This is a genomic window from Shewanella algicola (genome assembly GCF_014648035.1).
Classification (GTDB): domain Bacteria; phylum Pseudomonadota; class Gammaproteobacteria; order Enterobacterales; family Shewanellaceae; genus Shewanella; species Shewanella algicola.
The window spans coordinates 1-2158 of record NZ_BMQI01000124.1 but is presented as its reverse complement, the minus strand read 5'-3'; the positions used below and the strand labels follow the sequence as shown (position 1 = coordinate 2158).

Annotated in this window: 2 protein-coding genes; one reads left to right on the top strand and one right to left on the bottom strand. The window is 38.0% G+C overall.

The window, feature by feature from the left end:
* Positions 1 to 73: 73 nt before the first annotated feature.
* Positions 74 to 508, top strand: a complete 435-nt coding sequence (locus IEY42_RS21985) for a MarR family winged helix-turn-helix transcriptional regulator (RefSeq protein WP_188927297.1) — start codon at positions 74 to 76, stop codon at positions 506 to 508.
* Positions 509 to 1117: 609 nt separating this feature from the next.
* Here IEY42_RS21985 and IEY42_RS21980 read toward each other — a convergent pair.
* On the bottom strand, positions 1118 to 2044 hold the full coding sequence (locus IEY42_RS21980; protein WP_188927296.1) for a glutathione S-transferase family protein: 927 nt from the start codon (positions 2042 to 2044) through the stop codon (positions 1118 to 1120).
* Positions 2045 to 2158: the final 114 nt, after the last annotated feature.

Sequence of the window (2158 nt, the reverse complement as noted above, 5' to 3'; positions counted from 1 at the left end):
GGATCAAGGAACGAGCATTTAGTTCCTTTGGGGAGCTAATTTCTTATCCGAAGCTCAGGTTAAGGAGTAACTTATGCAATTTGATCGATTAAAGCTTAAAAACCAGCTATGCCATCGCTTATATATGGCATCTAACAGCATCGTTCGTGCTTATCGAGAGCCTTTAAGTGAGATCAATATAACTTATCCGCAATATGTAGTAATAATGGCTCTGTGGGAACAAGACAACATTACAATTGCAGAGCTAATAGAACAAACGTCAATTGATGGTAGTGCGATGACACAAATTTTAAAAAAAATGGTTGATAAGTCACTGCTACACATAGTGAAGGTTGAACAGGACAAACGTAAACGACTAGTGAAACTCACACATACAGGACTGGCTTTAAAGGCAAAAGCGATTGAAATCCCTAATGAAGTGAGCTGTAAGTTTAGTAATATCGATAAAATCCAAATAAAAGAACTGATGAAATTACTCGATGCCGTCATTACTGATTTAAAAGATTAACACCTCAGTGGGTCTGCAAAAGTGTTGAACTTTCAACCTCAATGTAAATTGAACCAACAACACTCGCTCTGGAAACCTAAAGAGTATCATTCAAAGAATTTTTCCAACGGAACGCTTATGTTGTTCGATTCGCATCGAAGCATATTTAAAACATGTGTAGACTAGTCAGGCTAGGTTCTCTGCAGCTTTTTATCAGTAAATCAGGAAGATCTCCTATGCAGACATCTAAAATTCAATACATGGATTTAATCTCCAAATTACATCTCACAAAACTTATTTGCTCGACAGTCAGTTCGTTGGAGCTGATGTGGCGGTATTGCTGCATTATCTTTTATTTCCAGAAGCCCTCTTACATAACGATGAGAGCAAAAGCGGCTTGGCAATCTTGGTCTAACGAGCCATTGCATCGATATTGGCAAGCAAATCCAAGTAGTTTGTGTATCTCAGTCAATCTAGGGAGTACGTTTAAATTATGATCCAAATGCCATACTTATTTGGAATTAAAAACCAGTGAAACAACCCACGTATGATCGTGACTTGTTTCACTTGCAAGAAATAATAGGCAATTATCGAAACTAAATTTATAGAAATTAATAATTAAAGATTGAATTAAGAAGCCAATTCAATTTGGTAACCCACCCGAGGGAAATGAACATAAACTTCCCCAGCACGCTCATCATTACGTCTAATAGCCACCTCATCTGTTAGTGATAGAATTAGCTCACCGACAACCGGAACTAATCCATAATCGATAGGCTGCACAGTCACCAAATCACCATATTTTAAGCCGTCTAGCTCCAAAAATTCATACTCTTCATTGCTCGCCCATTCCCCCAATCTAGCCTCATCAATAGCCTCTTGACCTGTAATATTTTCAGCATTACCATGCCCGATTGCTGTCATAGAATCCAGCCATCTCAATAATGCTGGATAAAGCAATAAATGCGAACGAACGACCGAATTATTATTGATAAACCACAGACAGTGATATACCGAAAAATCAGCAATGGTAGGCTGTTGGCCAAGAAGATAAGGACCACAATTTTGTAACTGCTGTTCAAACTGTTGTAAATAAATAGGTAATTGAGACAGTATTATCTTAGGAGTATGCGCTCCTCGCCATAATTCTTCACGGTCTGTTACCAGAGCCGATACCACCGGAGTTGGTATATCTTTCGTCAATTCAGCAAAACCATCTGGCGAAAAAACCAAAGCAACTACAAGAGCAAAGAGATGTTGATCGGCCCATTGTGCCATGATATTAGCACTAGCAACTAGATCATCCGGATAGAGCGTTTTCTCAGGGGCATAGTTATCTATTACACGGGATATTAATCGTGTATCACAATATACATGTGCCCCTTGCTGCAACACAGGAGTCTTACGATAACCTCCTGTCAGTGCGGTTAAGTCTGGCTTAGGCATGATAATAGGTATTGTCACTGTTCTATATGATATACCTTTAAATCCTAATATTGTACGTATTTTTTCAGCAAATGGAGAAGGCTGGTAATGATGTAATATGAATTTGCTCATGGTATTCCCTTATAGTAAAAAATGTTAAATGGTAATTTAATTAAGCTAGTCACATAGACAGGATCTTTAGCGATAACGCTATATTTTAGGTAGAAAAAAGGCCTTATTTATGAT